Here is a 23,710-nt window from a genome sequence, read left to right as displayed (position 1 = left end):
CGTCCGGGGAACGGCGGCGAAAGCCCGCGTATGCTTCGGTGGTTCGCATGCCGTGGGTCGATCTCTCGCTGAACCTCGTCGCTTACTGTAGAACCCGAATCCTCCCGTCAGCCACTCGTTTCCGAGGGGTTCAACTCGGCCCCGCAGTCGGGACAGACGAGTTCGACGTCCTCCGCGCGAGCGATCCGCATCTCCCCCTTGCCACAGCCGGACAGGAGACGTCGGTATCGAGAACCGGAATCTCGGCGATTCGGACGTCATCGCTGTCCCGTGGCGCCCCGATCGCGATCGCCTCCAGCCGCCGGTCGCCGTCGTTTCGCCCCGACTGGAACTCCCCGGGCGAAAACCGGATCGCCTCGCTCGCGCCCACGATCACCTCTTCCTCGCGCGTTTCGAACGTCGCTTCGCCCGCGAGCACGAGGAAGACTTCCTCCTGGTCCATGTGGGCGTGGACGGAGCCGCTGAACCGCTCGCCGGGTGCCAGGACATAGCGGTTGATCGCGACGTGCTCGGTAGCCAGGGCGTCGGTCAGCGACTGGCACCCGCCGCCGTCGGCGGGTTCGCGCTCGACGTCCTCGAACGAAACGCGTTCCATGCTTCGACCTCGGTCCCCGGAACCAAAAACCGGAACGCTCGGGTCAGGACGACTTTTCGTCGATTCCGTCGAGGACCTCTCCGGCGTGGCCCTCCGGCGAGACGCCCTCGTAGACGGCCTCGATCCGGCCATCCGGTCCGACGACGTACGTGTTCCGGAAGACGCCGTCGAACGTGTTGCCGAACATCTGCTTTTCGCCGTAGGAGTCGTAGGCCGCGGCGACCTTCCCCTCTTCGTCCGAGAGGAGGTCGAACTCGAGGTCGTACTCCGCGGCGAACTCCGCGAGGTCGGAGACCGGGTCGTCGCTGATCCCGACGACGGCGGCGTCGTGCTCGTCGAACGCGGGCAGTTCGTCCCGGAAGCCACAGGCCTCGGTCGTACAGCCCTCGGTGTTCGCCCGCGGGTAGAAGTAGACGACGACCCGGCCGTCGAACTCGTCGAGCGAAACGGGCTCCCCGTGCTGGTTGGGCAGTTCGAACTCGGGTGCGGGCTCGCCGATCTCGAGCATGGACCGGGGTTGGGCCGTCCCGGGGGTAGCTCTTGTGGTCCCCGGGTCCGGTTACTCGAGCGGTTCGGCGGCGTCGCGCTCGAGGAGGGGCGTCGCGTTGCGCTCGGGGAGGGTCACGACGTCGTCGTCGGCCAGCGAGTATTCCCGGTCGTCGACGCCCAGGATCGAGCCGACGTCGCGGGTGATCCTGACGGTGACCCGATCGACGTCCGCGGAGCCCGACGCGGGGGCGGTTCCGCCGCCGTCCGTCGATCGATCCCGCCCTCCCTCCGGCCGACCCGTGTCGGGTTCGTCGTCCGGTTCGGCCCCGCCGGAATCGGGGGTCGCCGATCCGGGACCGGGACTCGAGTCGGTCCCCGCTTCGGCGGGTGGGGAGTCCCGACCGGATCCCGGTTCGGCGTCGAACTCGTCGATGATCTCGTCGGGGTCGAGTCCGCCCTCCGCGCCGGACGCGCTCCCCGTCTCTAGTTCAGGTGTGGGACCGTCGCCCCCGGCGTCGGATGCGGGCGAGCGCTCCTCGAGATCGCCGCCCATCGCGTCGGCGACGGAGACGCCCTCGGAGTCCGAGGGCTCCGCCGGTTCGGCTCCGGCGGCGTCGGCACCAGGATCGTCGGGCGTGGGCTCCCGGGATTCCCCCTCGACGTCCGTCCCGTCTGCGGCCTCCTCGCTCCACTCGAGAACGTCGAGCACGCGGCCCTTGTTCGCCCGGATTCGGTCGATGAGATCCGAGAAGAGCTCCGCTTCCTCCTCGGTCAGCCCCTCGTCGTCGGCGGGCATCCCCGCGGCCGCGAGGCTGGCCTGTTTGACGAGTTTGCCCATCCGGCGCTCGTAGATCGCCTCGACGACGTCCTTGGCGGTCTCGATCTCGTCGGTGAGCCGGCCGACCTCCGGCGAGGAGAAGGGGTCGCTTGCGGCCTCGGCCGCGCGCTCGCGTTCGGCTTTGAGCTCCGAGATGTACTCGCCGACCTCCCGGTAGAACGAGGGACGCAGGTTCTGGAGGCTGTCCTTCTGGCGCTCCTTGCTCTGGACCGAGCGGAGTTCGTCGAGGTTCATCCGAGCTATACGGGTTAGGCGAACAGGTGCCGACGTTGTAAAGATACCGACCCGGAGCGTGGTCGCCGGCCCGTCGTGACGGGGACCTCCGACGTGCCGGATACGGTGAGTATATGGTGGAGCCACGGACTACCTGGAACCGATGCGACTCAGGAACGTTGCCGTGATCGCGGTCGTGGTACTCGTCGCCCTCTCGGGATGTGCCGCCTTCGGACCGGGGGCCGACGATCCCGCAAACGACACCGGCGAGGACGAAGACCCAACGGACGCAACCGACTCGAACGAGTCCGACGGCGAGAACGACTCGACGGAGTCCGATACGGAAGCGAGTGAGGGCTCGGCGGACGACCCCGAGGAGAACGCGAGCGACGGCGAGAACTCGAGCGACTCCGACGGAGCGGGGTCAACCGGCGCGGAGAACCAGTCCGACGGCAAGGACGAAAACGAGTCGGACGGGACGGACGAGAACTCCAGCCTCGGAGACGCCAACGAGAACGCGACCGACGAGGAGAACGCGACCACCGGAAACGAATCCGACGAGGACGACGGGTCCGACGCCAACGACACCGAGGGCAACGCGACCGACGACGAGGAGGGGAACTCGAGCGGTCTCGAGGACCGGACGGACGACTCCGGCGAGGACGCTGGCGACGATGGAGCGGACGACTACGTCGACGACACTGCGGACGCCGAGTGGTCGCCGCCGGAGGAACCCAACCGGCCCCTCGAACGGAAGGACGACGACGCGGACCGGATCGAGAGCATCGAGTTCGTCGATACCGTGGCCGCGGCCGACGGCGAGGGGTACTCGAACTTCAACGTCGAGGTCGTCGCCAACACCAGCATGGAGCGCGTCGACCCGCCCGAACACGGCGACGTGGTCGGCGAGCCGTACTTCTTCGTGAAGATCAACGAGGGCGCGGACAACCAGAAGATCGTCGAGCGTACCGGCGAGGTCGAGATGACCGAGAACGGCACCTTCCACATCCCCGTCCGTCCCGACGGGCTGACGGAGTTCGGCGAGCGCGAGGACCTGACCGTTGAGGTCTTCCTCGTGGACGAGGACAAAGACTGGGACGACGTCTACGACGCCGGAAGCGAGACGATCCACTTCAATCCCGGCGACGGCGGGAACGAGACCGACGAAACCGACGAATAACCGACCTGGCTGGGCTTTCAAGGGACCGCTACGGTCCATCAGACTCCTCGAACGTCCGTGTTCCTGGACGGCGTCAGACGACTCGCCGGAGAGGGCGTTGAAGCGGGAGGCTGCGAAGTGTGCCAATTAGACACATACCCTCCGCTTCAGCCCCTCTGACGTGGCGGACTCGTTTCGTTCGTGACTCGCGTCGAGTCGGGGAGCAGTCGCCACAACAACCCCACTCGATCGCCGCAAGCGTCGCATATTCCCCGCAGGCGGTCGAACCTCGAACCGAGATGCCTCCCGAGATGACGGCCCACGTGATCGAGGAGTTCGGAGACCCGGACGTGTTCACGGAGACGACCATCGACGTTCCCGACCCCGATCCGGACGAAGTCCGGGTCGAGGTCGTCGCCTCGAGCGTCAATCCTGTCGATTACAAGATCCGGCAGGGGGCCATTCCCGACTTCGCGCCGGAACTCCCCGCGACGCTCCACTGTGACGTGTCGGGTGTCGTCGACGAAGTCGGCGCGGACGTCACGCGCTTCGAGGAGGGCGACGAGGTGTACGGCATGCCCGGTGGCGCGGGCCGGCAGGGCTCGCTCGCGGAGTACGTCGTCGGCCACGCCGGGACGTTCGCCCACGCCCCGGCATCGATCCCGCTCGAGGACGCCGCGGCGCTGCCGGTCGTCGCGCTCACCGCCTGGGAGATGCTCGCCGACAAGACGACCGTCTCCCTGGGCGAGGAGGTACTCGTCTACGGCGCGACCGGCGGCGTCGGCCACGTCGGCGTCCAGTTAGCCGACTGGTTCGGCGCCGACGTGACCGCGACCGCCTCGAGCGAGGAGAAACGCGCGCTCGCCGAGGAGTTCGGTGCCGACGCGACGGTCGACTACACCGCGACCGACGTCGCGTCGTACGTCGAGGAGTACGCGGGCGGCGACGGCTTCGACGTGGTCTTCGATCCGGTCGGCGACGACCACCTCCAGACCGCATTCGAGGCCGTGAGGCCGTTCGGAACCGTCGTAACGACCGAATCGAGTTCGGCCCAGGACATCTCGGCGATGCACGAACGGTCGCTCGAACTCGGCGTCGTGCTCGTGATCCTTCCCGTGTTGCTCGGCGAGCATCAAGAACGGATCGGGGACGAACTCGCGGACATCGCCACGCTGGTCGACGACGGCGTCGTCGAACCGCACATCGACGCCCGGTTCGCCTTCGAGGACGTCGCCGACGCACATCAGCTGGGCGAATCGGGCGACTTCCAGGGCAAGCTTCTGCTCGTCAACGAATAAGAGGTCAACACAGTCTCCTTGTTTCGACTCCGTTGATTCACTGACGTTTCCCGACCCTGTCTATCGTTTCAACGCACCCCCTCGGACCTACTCCTTTTCCTTCTCGGCGCGTCCGCGAGCCATCAGGAAGATCCCGACGTACTCCGGCAGCGACTGGGGCCCCTCCTCGACCGTTCGGATCTTGCCGCCCAGTTCGACCTCGCCACCTTCCTCGACATCGACCGCGATCTCGTGGCCGACGAAGGGGTCGGGAACCGCGTCGGCGAGCGGGTCGAACGCCTCCAACTCGGCGCGGTCTAGCCGGCAAACGGCGAGCCCGCTGCCGCCGTGGAGACTGCCCGGCAGCCGAATCAGCCGGTTCGTGTCGGTCGTGACGGGCTCGTCGATCGGCGCGTTGTCGCGTTCGACGGCCTCCTCCAAAAAGCGTTCGGCGAGCTGGGAGACGGCGGTGTGGACGGTGACGTTTCCGGCCTCCAGTTCCTCGCGGTTGTTCCGGGCGGCGTTCAGGGTCGCCTTCGCCTTGCCCTCGCCGATCCCTTCGAACGCCGTGAGCCGTTCGAGCGCGTCGTCCTCGGGGAGGTTGAGCAGTTCCTCGATAAAGGCCATGAAGTACCCGTGAACTCGCCGGCCCCAGCCGCCGTCGATCCGCAGCGTTCGGCGCTCGGTCGGGGTCTTCCGGCCCAGTCCCGAGACGGTCTCGCGATCGACCAGGTGGTCGTACTCGAGACCGATCCCGCGGACGTAATCGACGATCTCGCGGCGGTGGTCCCGTTCCAGATCGAGGACGGCGTCGTCGCGGACGTGGACGTGATACCCCCGTCCGCCCGAGAAGACGATTTCGAGTTCCGAGAAGCCGAAATCGTCCTCGAGAAAGTCGAGCAGGCGATAGAGGGCGTCCTTGCAGATCGCGAGCATCTCGGCGTAGCTGTCCTCGCCCAACGTTACCCCCGGCAGGTGGTCGGCGTCGAGATCGAAGACGAGATCCGAGGAGCGCCACCCCTTCTCCCCCATCGAGCCCGCGCCGGGGTCGTCGTAGCGCCCCACCGAGAAGTAGACGTGCCGGGGACGCTTTCGCTCGAGGAAGTCCTCGATGTCGCCGAGCTCGAGCAGCGAGCGGTGGCGGACCATCGTGGTCCCGGGACCGTCGGTCCAGGGGATAAATCCCCACTCGCGCTCGTCGGCCTCGGGCGGCGGGGTGATCTCCGTCCGGCGATAGTAGTCCCGGAACCGCCCCCGGAGATAGGCCCGGGTTCGCTCCTCCATGGCCCGTGGTCCTCGGGCGGGTCTCAAAAGGGTGCCGTTCGCCCTGGGGCTACCTGCCGTTACCTGCCGAGCAGATCCGAGAGCCGGTCGCGGATCCCGCCGCCCTCGCCCAGCGTGAGGTAGTAGGCGTCGCCGCCGTCCTCGTAGTAGTTGTCGATCCGGCGTTCGATCTCGAAGCCAACCGACTCGTAGAACTCGAGGGCGCCCTCGTTGGTCGTCCGGGCGTGACAGCTCACGGACTGGTTGTCCTCGACGACCCGGGCGATCAGGCGCTTGCCGATCCCGTCGTCGCGGTAGTCGGGATCGACTGCTAGAAAGAGGACGTAGCCGTCCCGGCGGACGGTGGCGAAGCCGACGATCGCGTCGTCGGCGAGATAGCAGTAGACCGTCGAGCGTCGGTAGGCGTCGGTGAAAAAGCCCCGGCGCTGCTTGAGCACGCCCTCCTCGCGGCGGATCCGCTCCTTGAGCCCCCAGGCGTCCTCGAGATGGTCGTCGTCGCCGGGGGAGACGACGCACGTGTCGAGATTGACGCTCACTGCCCTCCCGTAGCACTGACGCGAATATAATTCCACCGGCAGCGGGCCCCGACCGACGGACATACGGCCGCGGGCGGCAAAGCCCGACCGGATGACGATCGAGCCCCACTTCGAACTCCGGGATCACACCGCCGATATCGGCGTGTGGGCGAGCGCCGACGACCTCGCGGGGCTGTTCGCCGCCGTCGCCGACGGGCTCGCCGCCGCGAGCTGTGAGACCCCCGAGCAGACCGGTGGCGAACGCTTCTCGCTTTCGGCGAGCGCGGAGTCCCTCGAGGCGCTGCTGTTCGAGTACCTGGACGAACTGATCTACCTCCGGGACGTCCGCCTCGAGCTCCCGGTCGAAAACGAGATCGTCGAACTCGTGGTTCCGGGGTGTGAGGAGACGGAAGGTGCGGGCGAGCACACGGACGAGGAGTTCCGTCTCGAGGCGACCGCCCGCGGACTCCCCCTCGATGCGATCGACGCCCGGGAGATAAAGGCCGTCACCTACTCCGAGATGCGGATCGAGCGCGTCGAGGGCGGGTGGGAGGGGTACGTCGTCTTCGACGTCTGATGGGGTCGGTCGTCGTCCGTTACCGGCGATCACCGGTATATCGCTACCACCGACCCCATGAGCCCGGATCGAAAGCCGTGGAGACACACCTTTCAGCCTTCGCGTTCGACTGTCGGCTATGACCGCGCCCACGTTCGACGCCGGCGACGTCACATTGGAGCAGGTCCGGGAGTTCGTCTGGGAGATCCCCCAGGAGGGAGAGATGGGCGCACCCGCCCGCGTGCTCGCGAGCGAGGCCCTCCTAGAAGAGATCTCCGGCGACAAGACCCTCCAGCAGCTACGGAACGCGACCCACCTCCCGGGGATCACGAACCACGCGATCTGTATGCCCGACGGCCACCAGGGCTACGGCTTTCCCGTCGGCGGCGTCGGCGCGATGGACGCCGAAAACGGCTGTATTTCGCCGGGAGCTGTCGGATATGATATAAATTGTGGCGTCCGAATGATGCGGACGAATCTGACGTACGACGACGTGAAGGGAAACGAGGAGGAGCTCGTCGATTCGATGTTTGCCAATATTCCGTCAGGTCTCGGTGGTGGCGGCGTCGTCGAGAGCGGCATCGACACCGTCGAGGCGGTCCTCGATCGGGGCGTCGAGTGGGCCCTAGAGGAGGGGTACGCCGTTCCCGACGACCTCGCCCACTGCGAGGACGAGGGCGTCCGGGAGGGCGCCGACCCCTCGAAGGTGAGCCAGAAAGCGAAGGACCGGGGAAAAAACCAGCTCGGCTCGCTGGGGTCGGGAAACCACTTCCTCGAGGTCCAGCGGGTCACCGACGTTTTCGACCACCAGGTCGGCGAAGCCTACGGTCTCTCGGAGGAGCAGATCGTCGTCCTCATCCACTGTGGCTCCCGAGGGTTAGGCCACCAGACCTGCAACGACTATCTCCGGAGGATCGAGAAACAGCATCGGGGACTGTTGGAGCGCCTGCCCGACAAGGAACTCGCGGCGGCGCCCGCGGGCTCACAGCTCGCGGCGGACTACTACGGCGCGATGAACGCCGCGATCAACTTCGCGTGGGTCAACCGCCAGCTCGTGATGCACCGCACCCGGCAGGTCTTCGAGCGCGTCTTCGACCGGCCCTGGGAGGAGATGGGGATGGAGCTGCTGTACGACGTCTCCCACAACATCGCGAAAAAGGAAACCCACACAGTGGAGGGCGACGAACGCGAACTGTACGTCCACCGGAAGGGCGCGACGCGGGCGTTCCCGGCGGGCCACCCGGAGGTGCCCGCCGCCTACCGCGAGGTCGGCCAGCCGGTGATCATTCCCGGGAGCATGGGCGCGGGCAGCTACGTCCTCCGCGGGGGCGAGCACTCGATGGATCTCACCTTCGGTTCGACCGCACACGGCGCCGGCCGGCTGATGAGCCGGACCCAGGCGAAAAACGACTACTGGGGTGGGGACGTCCAGGACGACTTGCGCGACCAGCAGGTGTACGTCAAGGCCCAGTCGGGGGCGACGATCGCGGAGGAGGCCCCCGGAGTCTACAAGGACGTCGACGAGGTCGTCCGGGTCTCGGACGCGCTGGGCATCGGCGACAAGGTCGCACGGACGTTCCCGGTCTGTAACGTCAAGGGGTGAGTCACTTCAGCCGGAACTGGCTGTCATCGCTCCCGCCGGCCTCGTCCTCCCGGTCCCCGTCGTAGGCCCGCCGGGCGGTGATCGTGACCGACGCCTCGGGGTCGTCCTCGTCGGCCCAGGGGCTGTCGTACGCCGAGAGTTCGAGATCAGTGACCTCCCAGCCCTCGCTTTCGAGAAGCGCGACGAGCCGCTTCTGGTCCGCGAGCATGTCCTCGTCCATACCGCCGGTTCGGGCCTCGCAGGGGTATCTCTTGTGCCGGTCAACGCTCCTCGGTGCCGGTCGCGACCGCGTGCTCGACGAGAACCCGGTGGGCCCGCCGGAGGCGTTCGGACAGTGCCTGGCGGGAGACGCCGAGTTCGTCCGAGAGCGCTGCCATGTCGGCGTCGCGGGGGATCTCGTAGTAGCCACCGCCGAACGCCGCCACGAGCGTCTCGTGTTGGGCGTCGGTGAGCCCGTCGCAGCCGTGGCGGTCGTCCTCGAGCCCGTGGATCCCACGGATCTCGACCGCGAGCCCCTCCTCGGTCGCGAACTCGTAGGTCCGCGAGACCGCTTCGCGTTCGGAAAAGAGGACCCGGAGCCGCCAGCGCGAGCGGTCGCCGGTCGCGTCCAGAAGGGTCGCTCCCTCCTCGGCGAGTGCGTAGCAGACGAGAGCGACGTCCTCGACCCAGCCCATCCGGTAGAGGCGTTCGTCGCCGAGGTCGGTCAGAGACTCGACCGCCTCGACGCTGGGATCGGCCGCGAGGCGGTCGTCGAGCCCCGAGAAGGCGTCGGCGTCGGGGGCGGAAAACCAGACGTAGGGCATCACGCGATCGGAATCGTAGGCGGCGACGCGCTCGATCTCGACGTCGACGGGGAGGTCGGCGAGGGCCGCTCCGAGCGGGAACTCCGCGGCGGGCACAGAGAACTCGGCGATCGTGCTCATGGAGATCCCTGGCGGGCCAGCGCCAAGAGCGGTCCGTGCGCAGACACAGGGTGTAACCAAAACCGGTTACGATATCGGCGAACCGACCGCGCGCTTATGCGGGTGGAAAGCGAAGGGCGGCCAAGCGATGCTCACCGACGAGTTCGATCGGGACGTCACCGGGATCCGCGTCTCGCTCACCGATCGGTGTAACTTCGACTGCGTCTACTGTCACAACGAGGGGCTGGGCGACACCCGCGGTCCGATGGATCCCCGGGAGAACGAGATGGGGACCGACGACGTCGTCCGCGTCTGTAAAACGGCCGCCGAGTTCGGGGTCGACAGCGTGAAGTTCACCGGCGGCGAGCCGATGCTTCGGGAGGATCTCGAGGAGATCATCGAGCGAGTTCCCGACTCGATGGAAACCTCGCTGACGACCAACGGGACCTTCCTCCCCGGTCGGGCCGAGGGCTTGGTCGAGGCCGGCCTCGAACGGGTCAATATCTCCCAGGATGCGATCGATCGGGAGGCGTTCGCCGAGATCACGAAATCCGGAGGATTCGACCGGGTGATCGAGGGCGTCGACGCCGCCCTCGACGCCGGGCTCGACCCGGTGAAACTGAACATGGTCGTCTTCGAGGCGACGGCGGGCTACGTCCCCGAGATGGTCGATCACGTCGCCGAAAACGACGGACTCAGACTCCAGCTCATCGAGTACATGCCCGAACTGACGGGCAACCCCGAGTGGGCGATCGACATCGGGCGAGTCCACGACTGGCTCGCAGAGCGGGCCGTCGAGATCGAACGCCGGGAGATGCACGACCGCAAGCGCTACTGGATCGAAGGCGAGGACGGCGACGGCAGGGGGATGGTCGAGATCGTTGACCCCGTCGGCAACCCCACGTTCTGTGCGAACTGCCACCGGGTCAGGGTCACCCACGAGGGGTATCTAAAAGGCTGTCTCAACAGAAACGACGATCTGAAGCCGATGGGCGAGATGAGTCGCGGGGAGATCCGCGAGGCGTTCCGCGAGGTCGTCGCCGACCGGGTGCCCTACTACGGCGAGTACCTCGTCGAGACCGACGAGGGCGGGTGGGAGATAAACGAGAAGTACCTCGAGACGGCCGACGCCTGAACCGGTGGAGCTACCGGTGGCTCCTGTGGGCCGACCGCGAGCGCCCGCTCGGCCGCGAGCGGCGGGCGCCCAGCCCGACCGTCACGAGCGCGGCCGCGAGCAAGAGGAGCACGAGCGCGGCGGCGGGCTGGCCGCCGCCGGCCACGAGGTACAGCGCGTAGCCGGCGCTGACGGTGACGACCCCGATCAGAACGCTCGAGGCGACGTGGACGGCCTCGAGGCGGGTCGTGTCGGCCTCCCGACCGAGTTGCTCGCCCAGGTCGATCGCACACTGGCCTAAGTCCCAGGCGACGACGCAGGCGACGGTGCCGACGAGGGTCGCCTCGACGGAGTCGCCGACGAACCCGCCCGCGAGGACGCCGACGAACAGGAGGAGTCCGGCGACGTCTACCGCGGGCCGCCGGCCGTAGAGCAGGCCGAGCGCGAGCAGTGAGGCGCCGACGAGGGCGAGGCCGAAGGCAGGGAGCGAGCCGTAGGCGGCCGCGGCCGCCGCGAGGACGGCGCTCCCGGCGGCGACCCCGCCGTCGATCGTCGTCGGGCGCCGGGTCGCCTCCCGTCCCGCGGCGTCGGGGTCGGCGGCGTCGATCTCCTCGAGGTCCTCGTCGTCGGTATCGGCCGCTTCCTCCCCGCTCATCGAACCCCACCTCCCGTCGCTCCGACGCGGGCGAACGCCTCGTCGATCGATTCGTCCCCGCGCCAGTCGATCACGGGGACCCCTTCGCGCTGGAGGTCGAACCGGCGGAGCCGGCGGGCGACGCTCGCGAGGCGCCGGCCGGTGGTGTCGCCGGCGGTCGGGTCCGGACTGACGACGGTGACGGCGTGGCCCCGCGCCTCGAGCCAGCGGACGATGTGGGGGGCTGCACGATCCGAAAGCGGCGAGAGCAGGACGACCTGCGTGTCGCCCCCGAGCCGGCGGTGGATCCGCCGGATCTGAGGGATCCAGCGGCGGCTCCCGCCGGGGGGGATCGTCGAGAACTGGGGATGGGTCGCGAGCAGCTCCTGGAACCGGGCCCGGTGGGTGTGGCCCGATCCCGGCGCGAGCCAGCACTGGTCGTCGCCCTCGCCGCGGTCGTCGACCGGACCGATGGCGGCGAGGCCGACCGTGTCGCCGTCGGCCATGAGGGTGGCGGCGATCCGGCCCGCGGCGGCGACCGACCGGTCGACCGCGTGGGGGGCCTCGGGGCCGGGCGCGACGTAACACGACTCGCGGGCGTCGACAAGGACGAGCACCTTCGCGGCCCGCTCCTCGTGGAACTCCAGGGTCGCCAGCTCGCCGGTGCGGGCGTGGCGGTTCCAGTCGATCCGGTTCAGCGGGTCCGAGCGGCGGTACTCCCGGACGGAGTGAAACTGGGTACCGGAACCGCCTTCGTCGGTCGTCAGCCGTCCCGAGAACGTCGCTGCGGTCTGGCGCAAGGGGACGCCGGCGGCGATCGGCCGAAGGACGGGCTCACAGACCAGCGTCGTCTCCGCCCCGACCAGGAACTCGCGTTCGACCGACCGCGAGAGGTCCCGCGTGAGAACGAGGACGGGGTCGAACTCGTGGGTCCCCCGACGGGCGGTGACGGTGTACTCGAAGGAGACCTCCTCGCCGGGCCGGAGCGCGGTACCCAGACGGGCCGCGCCCTCCGTGACCGCGAGCCCGGGCGGGACGCCGTCGACGATCCGGAGGTCCGGGAGGAACCGGCCGCTCTCGTTTCGCACCTCGACCTCGATCGCGATCTCGTCGCCGGGTTCGGGGCTCGTCTCGCTCGGGGTTCGCTCGACCTCGATCTCGGGGGTCGGCGCCTCGAGGGCGTCGGCGACGGCCGCGTAGCCGATGCCGACGGCGCCGGCCATCACGACCGCGGCGGACTCGGCGAAGGTGCCGATCCCGATGGCGGCCAGGGCGATCACGCCGATCCCGGTCCAGTGGCCCGTCTCCCGGCTCGCGCGCTCGACGACCCCCTCGACAACGGAGGAGTCGGTCCGGGGAGCGGTTCCCGAGCCGGTCGCCCCGCCGTAGGCCGGCAGCTCTCCCCGGTCGTCGGTCCCGCCGTAGCCGACGGCCGCGACCGCGGCGGCGGTCCGGCGGACGCCCTCCCGAAAGCGGGTCTCGGAGGCGAGCCGGCCCGTCAACCGCTCGCGTAGCGACCGTTTCGGCGGGTCGAGTTCCGGAGCCAGGAAGGCGGCGGCGTGGGGGTCGTCGGTCCAGGTCCCCTCCTCGACGCGCTCGCGGGCCTCCACCTCCGAGAGGCCCCGAAAGCGGGTCAGGACCGCGACCGCGGCGTCGGAGAGCCCCTCCCGGATCCGGGTGCTCGGGGAGAGCCGGCGCTCGTACTCCGACCGAAACTCGGTGACGGTCGCCGAGAGGTCGGTTCCGGGGATCGGGACCGGCGCGCGGCGTTCGGGGTCGGGCGTCTCCCCGCGGTCGCGGGCGCCCCGACGGCGGGCGAGGACGTTCAGTGCGACCAGCAAAGAGATGACCGCGATCGGGAAGGCGAGCCAGCGGCCGACGTCGAAGACGACGACCCCACCCAGGATCGCCACGGCGGCGACGAACGCCGCGACCCCCATGGCGAGGGTGACCGATCGAAGCCTCATTCGTCCTCACCGCCGTCGGCGCCGTACTCGGCTTCGATCCGCCGGAGAGTTTCGACCGCGCGCCGTTCCTCGACGTCGGTCGTCTCGCGGTGGCCGTACCGGACGTCCTCGAACAGCCGGGTGAGGTCGGAGACGTCCTCGCGTGCGATGCCCGCCTCGACCGCGCTGTCGGCGAACTCGCCGGGGGTGGAGCTCTCGGGACGGTCGACCTCGAGCAGCCGGGTCATGTCCCGCCAGGCCCGATAGACCTCGTTGTCGACGTCCTCGCCGTCGCCGGCCTCGATCCGTTCTGCCGCCCGGCCGGCGGCTCCGGCGACGGCGGCGGCCTCCTCCTCGCCGTCGCCCGCCTCGACCGTCCCCGCGGAGTCGGGCGGGCCGGTGTCGCGCCTGCTCAGCGCGAGCGCGCCGACGAAGACCGCGAGGACGGCGCCGACGGCGAGCAGGACCGAACTGATCGGGCTCGTGTCGACGGTCGCGTCGCCGTCCCCCGAGCCGGGGTCGCCGACGGACTCGTTTTCCTGTGGGAGTGGTTGTGCCGGCGACTGGTTCCCGCCGCCTCCGAGATCGAGCATCGAGAGGCCGTAGATGAGCGCGATCAGGACGAGGACGACCGCCACCAGCATCGCGATGATCTTGACGGCCTCCCGCCGGTGGTTGATCAGGTACCACGCGAGGGCGACCGCGACGAGGACGACGGCCAACAGGAGGAGATACTCGAGAAACGGAGGGACGTCGACGGCCGACACCGGCCCCTCGGTTGCCTCGGGCACCGGCGTCCCGCTTCCCGTCCCCTCGCCGCCGGTGCCGCCGTCGCCGCCGGGCTCGACCGGGTCGTCGATCGTCGCCGCCGCGAACGCGATCGCGACGACGCCGACGACGGCGCCGGCCAGCCTGACGAGGAGGGTTCGTCGGGACACTTGTTGGGGGAGCTATCGGTTCGGGGTACATAAATCACGCCGGTCCGGACCGATCGGTCAGTTTGGTCGGCGTGGCGACCGGGAGCGGGCGTTTCGTTGGGCTTAAGTACCCGACAGGGGTAGGTTCGTCCGCACTACGATGTAGGGGTACGGTGCCCCGAGTCCGGAAGGGCGACGATAGCGGAGACCGGTGTCGTGGTAGCCAAGCGGCCCAAGGCGCATGGTTGCTAACCATGTGGCGTCAAGCCTCCGGGGTTCAAATCCCCGCCACGACGTCGACTGCGGCGGGCCGGCGAGGAGCCACCGTCGCACGCGAGAGACACCAGACGAGACACTCACAACATGAGCGAGACACAAGACACGGAGGACGAGGACGACATTCGATACTTCGTCCGGATCGGCCAGACCGACCTGGACGGGACGAAGTCCGTCGAGCGGTCGCTCTCGGAGATGAACGGGGTCGGCCGACGCACCGCCCGGATCATCGCCGACGAGGCGAACATCGACCGGACGGCAACGTTCGGCGCCTTGGAGGACGACGAGATCGAGAGCATCGTCGAGTTGGTCGAGAACTACGCCACGGAGGTCCCCGAGTGGCTGGCCAACCGCCGCCACGACTTCTTCTCGGGCGAGACGAGCCACGAGGTCGGCAACGACCTCCAGCTCGCCCGACAACACGACATCAACCGGATGCAGATGATCGACTCCTACAAGGGCATCCGCCACCAGCGCGGCCAGAAGGTCCGCGGCCAGCGGACCAAATCGACGGGCCGCACCGAGGGAACCATCGGCGTCAACGTCGAGGAGATCCGCGAGGAACAGGCCGAGGAAGCCGCCGAGGAGGAAGACGACGAGGGAGGTGAGCTCTGATGCCGATCGGAACGAAGACCAAACAGTACGAGACGCCCAACCACCCCTATCAGGGCGAACGCATCTCGAGCGAACACTCCCTGATCGACCGCTACGGCCTCGCCAACAAGGAGGAGCTCTGGCGCGCACAGTCCGAGCTTCGCTCCTACCGCCGGGAGGCCCGTGACCTGCTCGCCCAGCCCCAGGACGACGAGACCGTCGAGCGCCGACGCGAGGAGTTCCTCGGTCGGCTCGCCCGGCTGGGGATCCTGGGCGAGGCCGACGAACTCGGCGACATCCTCGGCCTCGAGGTCGAGGACGTCCTCGAACGGCGGCTCCAGACCGTCGCCTACCGGAAGGGGCTGGCGAACACGCCCCAGCAGGCCCGACAGTTCATCGTCCACGGCCACGTCGTCGTCGGCGACCGGCGCCACCAGGTGCCCTCCTACCTCGTCGACGTCGACGAGGAGGACGCGGTCGCCTTCGACGAGACGAGCCCGCTGGCCGACGAACTCCACCCCGAACGCGCGGAGGACCAAGAATCATGAGCCAGGACGACGACAAGTGGGGGATCGCCCACGTACACGCATCGTTCAACAACACCATCATGACCGTCACCGACCTCACGGGCGCCGAGACCATCGTGAAGTCCTCGGGCGGGACGGCGGTCAAACAGAACCGCGACGAGGCCTCGCCGTACGCCGCGATGCAGATGGCCGAGTCGGTCGCCGACGAGATCAAGGCCGCGGGCATCACCGGACTCCACGTCCGGGTTCGCGGCCCCGGCGGCAACCTCCAGAAATCGCCCGGCCCCGGCGCGCAGGCGACGATCCGCGCGCTCGCGCGCTCGGGCATCGAGATCGGTCGCATCGAGGACGTGACCCCGGTCCCACACGACGGATCGCGCGCACCCAAGGGCAAGGGCGGATACTGATCATGCCAGGGGAGTACGACGTCGAGTTCGTCGAACGCGGCGACCGGGAGGCCCGCTTTCTGGTGCGGGGAGCGACGCCCGCGTTCGCCAATGGAATCCGCCGGGCGATGGTCGCCGACGTGCCGACGATGGCGATCGACGAGGTCCGCTTCATCGAGAACTCCTCGGTGATGTTCGACGAACAGCTCGCGCTCCGGCTCGGGCTCGTCCCGCTGACGACCCCGCCGGAAGGCGAGTTCGTCGAGGACGACGTCGTGACGCTCTCGCTCGACGTCTCCGGGCCCGCGACCGCCTACTCCCGGGACCTCGTCTCGGGCGACGCCCTCGTTACACCCGCCGAGGAGAACGTCCCGATCATCGAGCTGAAGGAGGGCCAACGCCTCGAAGTCGAGGCCGACGCCCGGATCGAACGGGGCCAGACCCACGCCAAACACCAGGGCGGCGTGGCCGTCGGCTACCGACACCTCCAGCGTGTCGAGGTCGTCGGCGACCTAGAGGAGTTCGAAGACGAGGAGAGCCGGATCGTCCGCGGAGTGATCGAGGACGAGGGCGAACTCCTCAACGCCGAGGAGTTCGACAACGACCTCGCAAAACGGTATCCCGGCAAGGAAGTGCGCGTCGAGGACGTCCCCGACGCGTTCGTCTTCCACGTCGAGACCGACGGCTCGTTTACCGTCGAGGAACTCGTGACGCGGGCGGCCGACTCGATCGAGGCCCGCGCCGACGAACTCGAGGAAGCAGTTCAGCTGTAAACAGCGATGTATCGACACCCCCACACCCCGACTCCGAGGCCTGTGCCGGCCGCCAGCGCGGCGTGTCGGACCGAAAGGGGTTTTACGGGGCGAACGATAGGAAGTGATGCGGGCAGGGATAGCCAAGTCAGGCCAACGGCGCAGCGTTCAGGGCGCTGTCTCGTAGGAGTCCGCAGGTTCAAATCCTGCTCCCTGCATCACTTTTCAGCGACCTACAACCAATGAGTAGCAAGACCAATCCGAGACTGACAGACCTCATCGCCGAGTTGAAGTCGACGTCCAGAGAGGCGGACGCCGACGTCTGGCGAGACGTCGCGGACCGTCTCGAGAAACCCCGGGGGAGCCACGCGGAGGTCAACCTGGGGCGCATCGAGCGGTACGCGCGCGAAGAAGAGACCGTCGTCGTCCCCGGCAAGGTGCTCGGGGCCGGCGCCCTACAGAAGAGCGTCACCGTCGCGGCCGTCGACTTCTCGTCGTCGGCGGCGACAAAGATCGACCAGGTCGGAGAGACCCTTCCCCTCGAGGAACTCATCGAGGACAATCCCGAGGGAAGCGACGTGCGGGTGATCGCATGAGCGTCGCCGAGTTCGAGGCCGACCTCGTCGTCGACGCCCGAGACTGCATCATGGGCCGTGTCGCGAGCCAGGTCGCAGAGCGCGCCCTGGAGGGCGAGCGCATCGCCGTCGTCAACGCCGAGGACGCCGTGATCACCGGCGACAGCGAGGACGTCTTCGACACCTACCGGACCCGGCTCCAGCTCGGGTCCGACCGAGGACCCGCCTACCCCAAACGCCCCGATACGATCCTGAAGCGGTCGATCCGGGGAATGGTCCCCTACAAGAAGCCACGGGGGCGCGAGGCGTTCGAGAACGTCCGGGTGTACGTCGGCGATCCGTACGAGGACGACGACGCGGAGATCCTGGAGGGAACGTCGCTGGATCGACTGTCGAACATCCGCTTCGTCCACCTCCACGAAGTCAGCGAGCAGCTGGGTGCTAACGTCACATGGTAACCAACACGAGCGGCAAGAAGAAGACGGCAGTCGCCCGCGCCACCGTCCGGGAGGGCGAGGGGCGGGTGCGGATCAACAGCCAGCCCGTCGAGCTGGTCGAACCCGAGATCTCGCGGCTGAAGATGTTAGAGCCGTTCCGGATCCTCGGCGACGACCTTCGTGGGGAGATGGACATCGAGGTCAGCGTCGAGGGCGGCGGCGTCAGCGGCCAGGCCGACGCCGTGCGGACGGCGATCGCCCGGGGTGTCGTCGAGTACACCAACGACGCCGAGCTCCGGGACGCGTTCATGGAGTTCGATCGGTCGCTGCTGGTCAACGACGTCCGCCAGTCCGAACCCAAGAAGTGGGGCGGCCCCGGCGCACGGGCACGCTACCAGAAGTCCTACCGGTGATCTCCCCATGATGGTACCGGTCCGGTGTTTCACCTGTGGCAGCGTCGTGGGCGAACACTGGGAGGAGTTCGAGGAGCGAGCTAAGGAGGGCGACGAGGATCCCGAAGCGGTCCTCGACGAGCTGGGCGTCGACCGCTACTGCTGTCGGCGGATGCTCGTCAGCCACACCGACCTCGTCGACGTCGTCTCACCCTACCAATAATGCAGGGCCAACAGTACAACCGCTACGAGAAGGCACGCATCCTCGGCGCACGCGCGCTGCAGGTCTCCTACGGCGCGCCGGTGTTGATCGACACCGATCAGTCGGAACCGATCCTGATCGCCGCCGAGGAGTACGACGCCGGCGCCCTGCCCTTTACGGTCAAGCGGGGGAAGGATCGACGATGACGCTCGTCACGGACGTCTCGCTGCGGAAGATCCTCGACTCGAGGGGGAATCCGACGGTCGAGGCCGACGTCCACACGGAGCGTAGCGGCTTCGGCCGCGCGGCGGCGCCCTCGGGCGCTTCGACGGGCGAGTACGAGGCCGTCGAACGCCCGCCCGGCGAGGCGATCGCCGCGGCCAGAGAACACGCCGTTCCCCGGCTCGTGGGCAACGCCTACGCGGGCGACCAGCGGGAGATAGACGCGATCCTGCGGGGTGCCGACGGCACCGACGACTTCTCGGAGATCGGCGCAAACAGCGCGGTCGCCATCTCGATGGCCGCCGCGAAGGCCGCTTCCGACGTGCTCGGCGCGCCGCTCTTTCAGCACCTCGGGGGGACCTTCCGCGGGGAGAACTTTCCGATCCCCCTGGGGAACGTCGTCGGCGGCGGCGAACACGCCGCCGACGCGACCGACATCCAGGAGTTCCTGTCGGCGCCCGTCGGGGCGCCGAGCGTCTCCGAGGCCGTCTTTGCCAACGCCGCGGTCCACGCGGCGGTCGCGGACCTGCTCGAGGAACGCGGCCATCCCTCGGGGAAAGGCGACGAGGGCGCGTGGGCGCCCTCGATCGACGACGAGGCGGCCTTCGAGATCGTCGCCGAGGCGGTCGAACTCGTCTCCGACGACGTCGGCTTCGAGATCGGGTTCGGACTCGACGTCGCGGCCGCCGAGATGTACGACGCCGACTCCGAAACCTACGAGTACGAGTCGGAGGGGATCAGCCGCGACACCGACGAACAGATCGAGTACATCGCGGACCTCGTCCGCGAGTACGACCTCGTCTACGTCGAGGATCCCTTGGACGAGAACGACTACGACGCGTTCGCGGAGCTGACGGAGGAAGTCGGCGACCGGACGCTCGTCTGTGGCGACGACCTGTTCGTCACGAACACCGAGCGCCTCACCGAAGGAATCGATCGCGGGGCGGCAAACAGCATCCTGGTCAAACCGAACCAGATCGGGACGCTAACCGAGGCCTTCGACGCGATCGAGCTGGCGACCGAGAACGGCTACGACGCGGTCGTCTCCCACCGCTCGGGAGAAACTGAGGACACGACGATCGCCCACCTCGCCGTGGCGACCGACGCTCCGTTCATCAAGACGGGCGCGGTCGGCGGCGAGCGAACCGCCAAGCTGAACGAACTCATCCGGATCGCAGACGACGCAACATGACTGAGAACGAAACCCAAGAGGAGGGGCTCGACGCCGCCGAGGAGGAGATCGACGAGGAGCCGGACGCGGGGATGGGCCCCGGGTCCGACCAGGACGACGGCGACGTCGAGTCCACGGACGGAGAGGAATCGAACGAGGTCGACGAGGCCGCGAGCGACGAGCCGGCCGGCCCCACGCTCGACGACGACGTGATGAGCGACGAGGAGGCCGACCTGCTGATCCCCGTCGAGGACTACCTCGGCGCGGGGGTCCACATCGGGACCCAACAGAAGACCGAGGACATGGACCGGTTCATCCACCGCGTCCGGACCGACGGGCTCTACGTGCTCGACGTCTCGAAGACCGACGGGCGGATCCGCACGGCCGCGGACTTCCTCTCGAACTACGCGCCCGAACAGATCCTGATCACCTCGAGCCGCCAGTACGGCCGCTTCCCCGCCGAGAAGTTCGCCGAGGCCGTCGGCGCCCGCGCGCGCACCGGCCGATTCATCCCCGGGACGCTGACGAACCCGAAGTACGACGGCTACATCGAACCCGACGTCGTCGTCGTCACCGACCCGATCGGCGACGCCCAGGCGGTCAAGGAGGCCATCACCGTCGGCATCCCCGTCATCGCGATGTGTGACTCGAACAACGGGGTCAGCAACGTCGATCTGGTCGTCCCGACGAACAACAAGGGTCGCAAGGCCCTCTCGGTCGTCTACTGGCTGCTCGCCAACGAGACCCTCGATCGCCGCGGCGCCGAACCCGCCTACGCGCTCGAGGACTTCGAGAGCATGCCCTGATTCGGTTTCGAGATATTCACGTTCTCCGGACGCTTCTCCGTCGGCCAGCGACGGCGACCGGGCTCACTCCGCCGACCGATCGTCGAGCACCGCCGAGGCGTGCTCGCGGACGTCCTCGCTGGGGTCGTCCTCGGCGACGGACGCGAGCCGTTCGTCTATCCCCTCGTCGTCGAGTGCCGCGAGCGTCCAGACCGCGTTCCCCCGGACGCTTTTCAGGTCGTGGTCGAGCAGGGCGAGGACGGAGTCGGCCATCGGCTCGACGGCCTCCGGGCGCTCCTCGGCGACGTACGCACAGAGCCCGACGGCGGCGTTCGCGGCCACGTCCTCGTCGGACTCGAGCATCTCCCGGATGGCGTCCCCGCGGGAGGCTGTGGCGTCGGCGACCGATTCGGGGTGTTCCTCGGCGAGGATCGCGAGCAGAAAGGCGGCGTTGGCACGGACGGTCACGTCGGCGTCGCTTTCGAGGATCGCCGCGATCGGTTCGATCCCGCCCTCGAAGGCGTTCGGACGCGCCTCGGCGACGGTCGCGAGGATCGCGAGGACGTCGGTCCGGATCTCGGGATGGTCGCCTCGACCGGCGACGGCGACGAGGACGCCGGCGTCGTCGGCGATGGCCCCGGGATCGGCCTCGGCGACGCGTCCGAGCAGGGAGACGGCCCGCAACCGGCGCTTGCCGTGGGCACGCATCGTCGCCGGCGAGTCGTGTTCCACGACCGTGCCCTCGGCGAGCCACGCCTCGGGCGTCTCGCCTTCGAGACCCTCGCGGACCTCGAGAAACTCCACGACTTCGGGGACGGCGGGCGCGACGGCCTCCGGCTCGTCCTCGCTCATCCCGTGGAGGGCGTCGAGGGCGTGGCAGGCGTTGGTCCGGTCGTCCAGAGCCTCGACCAGGTCGGGGACGAGGTGGTCCAGCCCCTCCCAGTCCTCGCGGCCCTCGACCAGCGACCGGATCGCCTCGCGGCGGCTCTCGGGGTCGTCGCTGGCCAGGCCCTCGCGGATCGCGTCGACGGATGGCTCCTCGGTCATAGCGAGTCGATCGTGGCGGGCGACAAAAGAGCCGGCGGTGTCCGTCACCAGGTGAGCATCCTTAATACCTGCCGGGAGCACGAGGAGGTATGCACACGCGCGACCTCTCCGATCACGCCACCTACGAGGCGGGACGAGGGATCGAGGAAGTCGCCCGGAAACTCGGCCGCGATCCGGGGGAGTTCGTCACTCTCTCCTCGAACGAGAACCCCCACGGTCCGTCGCCGGCGGCCGTCGAGGCGATCCGCGAGACCGCCGGCGAGGTCAACGACTACCCCAAGGCCGCCCACGCCGACCTCCGGGAAGCGATCGGCGACCGCCGGGGCGTCGATCCCCGACAGGTGTGGCTCGCAAACGGCGGTGACGGCGCGATCGACTACCTCTCGCGGGCCTTCCTCGAGCCGGGCGACGACGTGCTGGTTCCCGATCCCGGATTCGCCTACTACGGGATGAGTTCCCGCTTTCACCACGGCGACGTCCGGGAGTACGCGCTCTCGAAGGGAGAGGGCTTCGCCCAGGACGCCGAGACGGTCCTCGGAACCTACGACGGCGAGCGGATCGTCTACCTCACGAGCCCCCACAACCCCTCGGGCTCGACGATCCCCCTCCCAGAAGTCGAGACGATCGCCGAGCGAACCGGCGAGGAAACCCTGATCGTCGTCGACGAGGCCTACGGCGAGTTCGCCGATCGCGAGAGCGCGCTGGCGCTGATCGAGGGCCGCGAGGACGTCGCCGTCCTCCGGACGTTCTCGAAGGCCTACGGGCTCGCGGGCCTCCGGCTGGGCTACGCGCTCGTTCCCGCCGCCTGGGCGGACGCCTACGCCCGGGTCAACACTCCCTTCGCCGCCAGCGAGGTCGCCTGCCGGGCCGGCCTCGCGGCACTCGACGATACGGAACACGTCGCCCGCTCGGTGGAGTCGGCCGCCGCGGCCCGGGCGGCGTTCGAGGAACGCGTCGAGGCACCCGTCTGGGAGAGCGAGGGCAACTTCGTCCTGATCGAGGTCGGTGACGCGACCGCAGTAACGGAAACGCTCCAGAAGCGGGGCGTCATCGTCCGGGACTGCTCTAGCTTCGGACTCCCCGAGTGCATCCGGATCACCTGTGGCACGGACGAGGAGACCGACCGGGCGATCGAGGAACTGAACGCGGTGTTGGCCGAGCGATCCGCGGAGGCCGAACGATGAGACTCGCAGTCACCGGCACCCCCGGAACGGGAAAGACGACGGCGACGGACCTCCTGGAACGCGAGTACGGGATCGACGTCGTCCACTGCAACGAACTGATCGAAAACGAGGGGATCTCGACGGGCGTCGATACCGACCGCGACAGCGCGATCGTCGATCTCGACGCCCTCGAAAGTCGACTCGCCGACCGCGAGGACTGCGTCCTCGACTCCCACCTCGCCCACCACCTTCCGGCGGATCGGGTCGCCGTCCTGCGATGCGATCCCGAGGATCTCGAGGACCGGCTACTCGAGCGCGGCGAGCCCGAGGCCAAGGCCCGGGAGAACGCGGAGAGCGAGGCCCTGGACGTGATCCTCGCCGAAGCGGTCGATCGCCACGGTCGGGAGGCGGTGTACGAGATCGACACCACGGATCGGGAGCCCGGCGCGGTCGCCGACGAGATCCATGCGGTCCGGCAGGGGACCCGGGAGCCGAGCGCGGGAACGGTCGACTTCGTGGGGTATCTGGCGTGACCCTCGACCAACTGCGGCCGTACGTCGCGGGAGTCATCGACCCGTTCGTCGAGGGGTTCGACCGGGCCGGCTTCACGCCCAACGGGGTGAGCATGCTCGCGTTCGCGGTGGCGGTCGCGGCCGCCGTCGCCTTCGCCCTCGGGGGCGTCTCGGGACGGGGCTGGTACGCCGTCGGCGCCCTCCTCGTCCTCCTCAACGGCTGGCTCGACGTGATCGACGGCGCGCTCGCCCGCCGTCAGCGGGTCGCCTCCGCCGGCGGCGACCTGCTGGATCACGTCCTCGATCGCTACGCCGACATCGTCATTATCGGCGGGCTCGCGGCCGGAATCGGCTCGTTCCTGCTCGGCTTCCTCGCGGTGACCGGCGTCGTGATGACCTCCTACCTGGGCACGCAGGCCCAGGCGGTCGGGCTCGAGCGGGTCTACGGCGGGCTCGTTGGGCGGGCCGACCGGCTCGCGATCATCGCCGTCGTCGGCGTGCTTGCCTACCCGCTTGGCGGCGCGGTCGCGGGGCTGACGATCGTGGGCTGGCTGCTTGTCTTCCTCGCGGTCATCGGCCACCTGACTGCCGTCCAGCGGTTTCTCTACGCCTGGCGGGCCCTCTAGA

The 23,710-nt window shown here is 68.7% G+C and carries 29 protein-coding genes, 2 tRNA genes and 1 pseudogene; 21 read left to right on the top strand and 11 right to left on the bottom strand.

Translation table 11 applies throughout. The features are described 5' to 3' along the window. Window positions 1-107 precede the first annotated feature (107 nt). From LCF40_RS03740 to LCF40_RS03730, 3 genes and pseudogenes are all read right to left on the bottom strand, one after another. Window positions 108-595 (bottom strand): annotated as a pseudogene (locus LCF40_RS03740) (cupin domain-containing protein). Window positions 596-638: 43 nt separating this feature from the next. Next, entirely contained in the window at window positions 639-1,103 is a 465-nt protein-coding gene (bcp, locus tag LCF40_RS03735) for a thioredoxin-dependent thiol peroxidase (protein ID WP_224827404.1), read from the bottom strand. 51 nt (window positions 1,104-1,154) lie between these two features. Continuing rightward, a complete protein-coding gene (locus tag LCF40_RS03730; RefSeq protein ID WP_224827403.1) occupies window positions 1,155-2,156 on the bottom strand; it encodes a hypothetical protein in 1,002 nt (333 codons plus the stop codon). A gap of 142 nt (window positions 2,157-2,298) precedes the next feature. Here LCF40_RS03730 and LCF40_RS23670 point away from each other — a divergent pair, with 142 nt between their 5' ends. Both LCF40_RS23670 and LCF40_RS03720 read left to right on the top strand, forming a co-directional pair. Further along, window positions 2,299-3,315, top strand: a complete 1,017-nt coding sequence (locus LCF40_RS23670; protein WP_380683296.1) for a hypothetical protein — start codon at window positions 2,299-2,301, stop codon at window positions 3,313-3,315. A gap of 278 nt (window positions 3,316-3,593) precedes the next feature. Then, window positions 3,594-4,592, top strand: coding sequence for a zinc-binding dehydrogenase (locus LCF40_RS03720; protein ID WP_224827402.1), 999 nt, complete (start codon window positions 3,594-3,596; stop codon window positions 4,590-4,592). A gap of 87 nt (window positions 4,593-4,679) precedes the next feature. On the opposite strand, the gene priS is transcribed toward LCF40_RS03720, so the two are convergent. Both priS and LCF40_RS03710 read right to left on the bottom strand, forming a co-directional pair. Further along, window positions 4,680-5,855 carry a DNA primase small subunit PriS gene (gene priS, locus LCF40_RS03715; RefSeq protein ID WP_224827401.1) on the bottom strand — a complete coding sequence of 392 codons (1,176 nt, stop codon included), beginning with the start codon at window positions 5,853-5,855 and terminating at the stop codon, window positions 4,680-4,682. 59 nt (window positions 5,856-5,914) lie between these two features. Further along, window positions 5,915-6,391 (bottom strand): GNAT family N-acetyltransferase, encoded by a 477-nt coding sequence (locus LCF40_RS03710; protein WP_224827400.1) that lies wholly within the window; start codon window positions 6,389-6,391, stop codon window positions 5,915-5,917. Window positions 6,392-6,482: 91 nt separating this feature from the next. Here LCF40_RS03710 and LCF40_RS03705 point away from each other — a divergent pair, with 91 nt between their 5' ends. Further along, window positions 6,483-6,947 carry an archease gene (locus LCF40_RS03705; protein ID WP_224827399.1) on the top strand — a complete coding sequence of 155 codons (465 nt, stop codon included), beginning with the start codon at window positions 6,483-6,485 and terminating at the stop codon, window positions 6,945-6,947. A 118-nt stretch (window positions 6,948-7,065) separates the two neighbouring features. After that, a complete protein-coding gene (locus LCF40_RS03700) occupies window positions 7,066-8,529 on the top strand; it encodes an RtcB family protein (protein ID WP_224827398.1) in 1,464 nt (487 codons plus the stop codon). Window position 8,530: 1 nt separating this feature from the next. On the opposite strand, the gene LCF40_RS03695 is transcribed toward LCF40_RS03700, so the two are convergent. Next, window positions 8,531-8,749, bottom strand: coding sequence for a hypothetical protein (locus tag LCF40_RS03695; RefSeq protein ID WP_114575643.1), 219 nt, complete (start codon window positions 8,747-8,749; stop codon window positions 8,531-8,533). Between the two features lie 40 nt (window positions 8,750-8,789). Continuing rightward, entirely contained in the window at window positions 8,790-9,452 is a 663-nt protein-coding gene (locus tag LCF40_RS03690) for a helix-turn-helix domain-containing protein (RefSeq protein ID WP_224827397.1), read from the bottom strand. Between the two features lie 127 nt (window positions 9,453-9,579). On the opposite strand from LCF40_RS03690, the gene moaA reads away from it, so the two are divergent. Beyond that, window positions 9,580-10,566, top strand: coding sequence for a GTP 3',8-cyclase MoaA (gene moaA / locus LCF40_RS03685; RefSeq protein WP_224827396.1), 987 nt, complete (start codon window positions 9,580-9,582; stop codon window positions 10,564-10,566). Window positions 10,567-10,576: 10 nt separating this feature from the next. Here moaA and LCF40_RS03680 read toward each other — a convergent pair whose 3' ends face one another. From LCF40_RS03680 to LCF40_RS03670, 3 genes are read right to left on the bottom strand one after another with little or no spacing between them, the layout of a single operon-like run. Then, a complete protein-coding gene (locus tag LCF40_RS03680) occupies window positions 10,577-11,200 on the bottom strand; it encodes a DUF7519 family protein (RefSeq protein ID WP_224827395.1) in 624 nt (207 codons plus the stop codon). Then, a complete protein-coding gene (locus LCF40_RS03675) occupies window positions 11,197-13,146 on the bottom strand; it encodes a DUF58 domain-containing protein (protein WP_224827394.1) in 1,950 nt (649 codons plus the stop codon). Before LCF40_RS03675 ends, LCF40_RS03680 begins: the two co-directional genes overlap by 4 nt. Next, window positions 13,143-14,063, bottom strand: a complete 921-nt coding sequence (locus tag LCF40_RS03670) for a DUF4129 domain-containing protein (protein ID WP_224827393.1) — start codon at window positions 14,061-14,063, stop codon at window positions 13,143-13,145. The genes LCF40_RS03675 and LCF40_RS03670 overlap by 4 nt, the downstream gene beginning before the upstream one ends. Before the next feature lie 192 nt (window positions 14,064-14,255). On the opposite strand from LCF40_RS03670, the gene LCF40_RS03665 reads away from it, so the two are divergent. From LCF40_RS03665 to rpsB, 13 genes are all read left to right on the top strand, one after another. Beyond that, window positions 14,256-14,338: transfer RNA gene (locus LCF40_RS03665), tRNA-Ser, on the top strand. A gap of 67 nt (window positions 14,339-14,405) precedes the next feature. Then, window positions 14,406-14,933, top strand: coding sequence for a 30S ribosomal protein S13 (locus LCF40_RS03660; RefSeq protein ID WP_224827392.1), 528 nt, complete (start codon window positions 14,406-14,408; stop codon window positions 14,931-14,933). After that, window positions 14,933-15,460 carry a 30S ribosomal protein S4 gene (locus LCF40_RS03655; RefSeq protein ID WP_224827391.1) on the top strand — a complete coding sequence of 176 codons (528 nt, stop codon included), beginning with the start codon at window positions 14,933-14,935 and terminating at the stop codon, window positions 15,458-15,460. The genes LCF40_RS03660 and LCF40_RS03655 overlap by 1 nt, the downstream gene beginning before the upstream one ends. Then, entirely contained in the window at window positions 15,457-15,846 is a 390-nt protein-coding gene (locus LCF40_RS03650) for a 30S ribosomal protein S11 (protein WP_114575650.1), read from the top strand. Before LCF40_RS03655 ends, LCF40_RS03650 begins: the two co-directional genes overlap by 4 nt. Window positions 15,847-15,848: 2 nt before the next feature. Further along, a complete protein-coding gene (locus LCF40_RS03645; protein WP_114575651.1) occupies window positions 15,849-16,598 on the top strand; it encodes a DNA-directed RNA polymerase subunit D in 750 nt (249 codons plus the stop codon). A gap of 112 nt (window positions 16,599-16,710) precedes the next feature. Then, window positions 16,711-16,795 (top strand) — tRNA-Leu (locus tag LCF40_RS03640). A 24-nt stretch (window positions 16,796-16,819) separates the two neighbouring features. Further along, window positions 16,820-17,173, top strand: coding sequence for a 50S ribosomal protein L18e (locus tag LCF40_RS03635; RefSeq protein WP_114575652.1), 354 nt, complete (start codon window positions 16,820-16,822; stop codon window positions 17,171-17,173). Then, a complete protein-coding gene (locus LCF40_RS03630; protein WP_114575653.1) occupies window positions 17,170-17,610 on the top strand; it encodes a 50S ribosomal protein L13 in 441 nt (146 codons plus the stop codon). The genes LCF40_RS03635 and LCF40_RS03630 overlap by 4 nt, the downstream gene beginning before the upstream one ends. Further along, window positions 17,604-18,002: a 30S ribosomal protein S9 gene (locus LCF40_RS03625; RefSeq protein ID WP_114575654.1), complete on the top strand. Its 399-nt coding sequence runs from the start codon at window positions 17,604-17,606 to the stop codon at window positions 18,000-18,002. The genes LCF40_RS03630 and LCF40_RS03625 overlap by 7 nt, the downstream gene beginning before the upstream one ends. A 7-nt stretch (window positions 18,003-18,009) precedes the next feature. Further along, complete coding sequence (locus LCF40_RS03620; protein ID WP_114575655.1) at window positions 18,010-18,204, top strand: DNA-directed RNA polymerase subunit N; 195 nt, start codon at window positions 18,010-18,012, stop codon at window positions 18,202-18,204. Further along, window positions 18,204-18,389, top strand: coding sequence for a DNA-directed RNA polymerase subunit K (locus LCF40_RS03615; protein WP_114575656.1), 186 nt, complete (start codon window positions 18,204-18,206; stop codon window positions 18,387-18,389). Before LCF40_RS03620 ends, LCF40_RS03615 begins: the two co-directional genes overlap by 1 nt. Further along, window positions 18,386-19,597: a phosphopyruvate hydratase gene (gene eno, locus LCF40_RS03610; RefSeq protein ID WP_224827390.1), complete on the top strand. Its 1,212-nt coding sequence runs from the start codon at window positions 18,386-18,388 to the stop codon at window positions 19,595-19,597. Before LCF40_RS03615 ends, eno begins: the two co-directional genes overlap by 4 nt. Further along, a complete protein-coding gene (gene rpsB, locus LCF40_RS03605) occupies window positions 19,594-20,382 on the top strand; it encodes a 30S ribosomal protein S2 (protein WP_224827389.1) in 789 nt (262 codons plus the stop codon). Before eno ends, rpsB begins: the two co-directional genes overlap by 4 nt. Before the next feature lie 63 nt (window positions 20,383-20,445). Here the strand turns inward: rpsB and LCF40_RS03600 are convergent, their stop codons facing one another. Beyond that, on the bottom strand, window positions 20,446-21,408 hold the full coding sequence (locus LCF40_RS03600; RefSeq protein ID WP_224827388.1) for a hypothetical protein: 963 nt from the start codon (window positions 21,406-21,408) through the stop codon (window positions 20,446-20,448). Between the two features lie 89 nt (window positions 21,409-21,497). Between LCF40_RS03600 and hisC the strand changes: the two genes are divergently transcribed. From hisC to LCF40_RS03585, 3 genes are read left to right on the top strand one after another with little or no spacing between them, the layout of a single operon-like run. Then, window positions 21,498-22,592 (top strand): histidinol-phosphate transaminase, encoded by a 1,095-nt coding sequence (gene hisC / locus LCF40_RS03595; RefSeq protein ID WP_224827387.1) that lies wholly within the window; start codon window positions 21,498-21,500, stop codon window positions 22,590-22,592. Further along, window positions 22,589-23,104 (top strand): adenylate kinase family protein, encoded by a 516-nt coding sequence (locus LCF40_RS03590; RefSeq protein ID WP_224827386.1) that lies wholly within the window; start codon window positions 22,589-22,591, stop codon window positions 23,102-23,104. Before hisC ends, LCF40_RS03590 begins: the two co-directional genes overlap by 4 nt. Continuing rightward, entirely contained in the window at window positions 23,101-23,709 is a 609-nt protein-coding gene (locus LCF40_RS03585) for a CDP-alcohol phosphatidyltransferase family protein (RefSeq protein ID WP_224827385.1), read from the top strand. Before LCF40_RS03590 ends, LCF40_RS03585 begins: the two co-directional genes overlap by 4 nt. Window position 23,710 lies beyond the last annotated feature (1 nt).

Source organism: Saliphagus infecundisoli (genome assembly GCF_020177375.1).
GTDB classification, from domain to species: Archaea; Halobacteriota; Halobacteria; order Halobacteriales; family Natrialbaceae; genus Saliphagus; species Saliphagus infecundisoli.
Note: the sequence above shows the minus strand (reverse complement) of the source record. Positions and strands in the feature narration are given on the sequence as shown.

Coding starts and splice junctions, on each gene's coding strand:
- bcp (WP_224827404.1), bottom strand. CDS start 1,103: ATGCTCGAGATCGGCGAGCCCGCACCCGAGTTCGAACTGCCCAACCAG.
- LCF40_RS03730 (WP_224827403.1), bottom strand. CDS start 2,156: ATGAACCTCGACGAACTCCGCTCGGTCCAGAGCAAGGAGCGCCAGAAG.
- LCF40_RS23670 (WP_380683296.1), top strand. CDS start 2,299: ATGCGACTCAGGAACGTTGCCGTGATCGCGGTCGTGGTACTCGTCGCC.
- LCF40_RS03720 (WP_224827402.1), top strand. CDS start 3,594: ATGCCTCCCGAGATGACGGCCCACGTGATCGAGGAGTTCGGAGACCCG.
- priS (WP_224827401.1), bottom strand. CDS start 5,855: ATGGAGGAGCGAACCCGGGCCTATCTCCGGGGGCGGTTCCGGGACTAC.
- LCF40_RS03705 (WP_224827399.1), top strand. CDS start 6,483: ATGACGATCGAGCCCCACTTCGAACTCCGGGATCACACCGCCGATATC.
- LCF40_RS03700 (WP_224827398.1), top strand. CDS start 7,066: ATGACCGCGCCCACGTTCGACGCCGGCGACGTCACATTGGAGCAGGTC.
- LCF40_RS03695 (WP_114575643.1), bottom strand. CDS start 8,749: ATGGACGAGGACATGCTCGCGGACCAGAAGCGGCTCGTCGCGCTTCTC.
- LCF40_RS03690 (WP_224827397.1), bottom strand. CDS start 9,452: ATGAGCACGATCGCCGAGTTCTCTGTGCCCGCCGCGGAGTTCCCGCTC.
- moaA (WP_224827396.1), top strand. CDS start 9,580: ATGCTCACCGACGAGTTCGATCGGGACGTCACCGGGATCCGCGTCTCG.
- LCF40_RS03680 (WP_224827395.1), bottom strand. CDS start 11,200: ATGAGCGGGGAGGAAGCGGCCGATACCGACGACGAGGACCTCGAGGAG.
- LCF40_RS03675 (WP_224827394.1), bottom strand. CDS start 13,146: ATGAGGCTTCGATCGGTCACCCTCGCCATGGGGGTCGCGGCGTTCGTC.
- LCF40_RS03660 (WP_224827392.1), top strand. CDS start 14,406: ATGAGCGAGACACAAGACACGGAGGACGAGGACGACATTCGATACTTC.
- LCF40_RS03655 (WP_224827391.1), top strand. CDS start 14,933: ATGCCGATCGGAACGAAGACCAAACAGTACGAGACGCCCAACCACCCC.
- LCF40_RS03650 (WP_114575650.1), top strand. CDS start 15,457: ATGAGCCAGGACGACGACAAGTGGGGGATCGCCCACGTACACGCATCG.
- LCF40_RS03645 (WP_114575651.1), top strand. CDS start 15,849: ATGCCAGGGGAGTACGACGTCGAGTTCGTCGAACGCGGCGACCGGGAG.
- LCF40_RS03635 (WP_114575652.1), top strand. CDS start 16,820: ATGAGTAGCAAGACCAATCCGAGACTGACAGACCTCATCGCCGAGTTG.
- LCF40_RS03630 (WP_114575653.1), top strand. CDS start 17,170: ATGAGCGTCGCCGAGTTCGAGGCCGACCTCGTCGTCGACGCCCGAGAC.
- LCF40_RS03625 (WP_114575654.1), top strand. CDS start 17,604: ATGGTAACCAACACGAGCGGCAAGAAGAAGACGGCAGTCGCCCGCGCC.
- LCF40_RS03620 (WP_114575655.1), top strand. CDS start 18,010: ATGATGGTACCGGTCCGGTGTTTCACCTGTGGCAGCGTCGTGGGCGAA.
- LCF40_RS03615 (WP_114575656.1), top strand. CDS start 18,204: ATGCAGGGCCAACAGTACAACCGCTACGAGAAGGCACGCATCCTCGGC.
- eno (WP_224827390.1), top strand. CDS start 18,386: ATGACGCTCGTCACGGACGTCTCGCTGCGGAAGATCCTCGACTCGAGG.
- rpsB (WP_224827389.1), top strand. CDS start 19,594: ATGACTGAGAACGAAACCCAAGAGGAGGGGCTCGACGCCGCCGAGGAG.
- LCF40_RS03600 (WP_224827388.1), bottom strand. CDS start 21,408: ATGACCGAGGAGCCATCCGTCGACGCGATCCGCGAGGGCCTGGCCAGC.
- hisC (WP_224827387.1), top strand. CDS start 21,498: ATGCACACGCGCGACCTCTCCGATCACGCCACCTACGAGGCGGGACGA.
- LCF40_RS03590 (WP_224827386.1), top strand. CDS start 22,589: ATGAGACTCGCAGTCACCGGCACCCCCGGAACGGGAAAGACGACGGCG.